Source organism: Alteromonas sp. ALT199 (assembly GCF_018619335.1).
Classification (GTDB): domain Bacteria; phylum Pseudomonadota; class Gammaproteobacteria; order Enterobacterales; family Alteromonadaceae; genus Alteromonas.
Genome location: NZ_JAHHDX010000138.1, coordinates 1 through 2,495 on the forward strand (window position 1 = coordinate 1; position 2,495 = coordinate 2,495).

Annotated in this window: 1 rRNA gene; it reads right to left on the reverse strand. The window is 50.8% G+C overall.

Going from position 1 to position 2,495, the window contains the following annotated elements:
* Positions 1-2,495: ribosomal RNA gene (locus KL866_RS15270) — 23S ribosomal RNA — on the reverse strand; the annotation flags it as partial.

Genomic DNA, 2,495 nt, shown 5'->3' on the forward strand with positions numbered 1-2,495 from the left:
AAGTTCAGGGATGACTCATCTTTGGGCCGGCTTCCCGCTTAGATGCTTTCAGCGGTTATCCGTTCCGAACATAGCTACCGGGCAATGCCATTGGCATGACAACCCGAACACCAGCGGTTCGTCCACTCCGGTCCTCTCGTACTAGGAGCAGCTCCCATCAATCATCCAACGCCCACACCAGATAGGGACCGAACTGTCTCACGACGTTCTAAACCCAGCTCGCGTACCACTTTAAATGGCGAACAGCCATACCCTTGGGACCGACTTCAGCCCCAGGATGTGATGAGCCGACATCGAGGTGCCAAACACCGCCGTCGATATGAACTCTTGGGCGGTATCAGCCTGTTATCCCCGGAGTACCTTTTATCCGTTGAGCGATGGCCCTTCCATACAGAACCACCGGATCACTATGACCTACTTTCGTACCTGCTCGACGTGTCTGTCTCGCAGTTAAGCTAGCTTATGCCATTGCACTAACCTCACGATGTCCGACCGTGATTAGCTAACCTTCGTGCTCCTCCGTTACTATTTGGGAGGAGACCGCCCCAGTCAAACTACCCACCAGACACTGTCCACAATCCCGATAAGGGACCAATGTTAGAACATCAAACATACAAGGGTGGTATTTCAAGGACGGCTCCACACAATCTAGCGACTGTGCTTCAAAGCCTCCCACCTATCCTACACATGTAGGTTCAATGTTCAGTGCCAAGCTGTAGTAAAGGTTCACGGGGTCTTTCCGTCTAGGTGCGGGTACACAGCATCTTCACTGCGATTTCAATTTCACTGAGTCTCGGGTGGAGACAGCGTGGCCATGGTTACACCATTCGTGCAGGTCGGAACTTACCCGACAAGGAATTTCGCTACCTTAGGACCGTTATAGTTACGGCCGCCGTTTACCGGGGCTTCGATCAAGAGCTTCGTCCGAAAACTAACCCCATCAATTAACCTTCCGGCACCGGGCAGGTGTCACACCCTATACGTCCTCTTACGAGTTTGCAGAGTGCTGTGTTTTTAATAAACAGTCCCAGCCACCTGGTCACTGCGGCCTCCATTTGCTTACCACGTAAAGTGTTCACAAACAGAGGCGTACCTTCTCCCGAAGTTACGGTACAATTTTGCCGAGTTCCTTCACCCGAGTTCTCTCAAGCGCCTTAGTATTCTCTACCTGACCACCTGTGTCGGTTTGGGGTACGGTTCATATAATCATAAGTTTAGAAGCTTTTCCTGGAAGCAGGGCATCAACAACTTCACTCCCTTGGGAGCTCGTCTCGCGTCTCAGCTTTAAGAATCCGGATTTACCTAAATTCTCGGCCTACTCGCTTTCACTTGGACAACCAACGCCAAGCTTGCCTAGCCTTCTCCGTCCCTCCATCACTGATTATATAAGTACGGAAATATTAATCCGTTTCCCATCGACTACGCATTTCTGCCTCGCCTTAGGGGCCGACTTACCCTGCCCTGATTAGCATGGGACAGGAAACCTTGGTCTTCCGGCGTGGGAGTTTTTCACTCCCATTATCGTTACTCATGTCAGCATTCGCACTTGTGATATGTCCAGCAAGCTTTACAACTCACCTTCATCCACTTACACAACGCTCCCCTACCCAGCATAGTAAACTATGCTGCCGCAGCTTCGGTATATTGCTTAGCCCCGTTACATCTTCCGCGCAGGCCGACTCGACTAGTGAGCTATTACGCTTTCTTTAAAGGGTGGCTGCTTCTAAGCCAACCTCCTAGCTGTCTATGCCTTCCCACATCGTTTCCCACTTAGCAATATTTTGGGACCTTAGCTGGCGGTCTGGGTTGTTTCCCTCTCCACGACGGACGTTAGCACCCGCCGTGTGTCTCCCGGATAGTTCTCATTGGTATTCGGAGTTTGCAAAGGGTTGGTAAGTCGGGATGACCCCCTAGCCTTAACAGTGCTCTACCCCCAATGGAATTCGTCCGAGGCTCTACCTAAATAGATTTCGGGGAGAACCAGCTATCTCCCGGTTTGATTGGCCTTTCACCCCCAGCCACAAGTCATCCCCTGACTTTTCAACGTCAGTGGGTTCGGTCCTCCAGTTGATGTTACTCAACCTTCAACCTGCTCATGGCTAGATCACCGGGTTTCGGGTCTATACCTAGCAACTAAACGCGCAGTTAACACTCGCTTTCGCTACGGCTCCGCTATTCGCTTAACCTTGCTACTAAATATAAGTCGCTGACCCATTATACAAAAGGTACGCAGTCACCCCGAAGGGCTCCCACTGCTTGTACGTATACGGTTTCAGGTTCTATTTCACTCCCCTCACAGGGGTTCTTTTCGCCTTTCCCTCACGGTACTGGTTCACTATCGGTCAGTTAGGAGTATTTAGCCTTGGAGGATGGTCCCCCCATATTCAGTCAAGATAACACGTGTCCCGACCTACTCGATTTCACTGTAAAGATTTCTTCGTGTACAGGGCTATCACCTTGTATCGCTCCTCTTCCCAAAGGATTCCACTAAATTC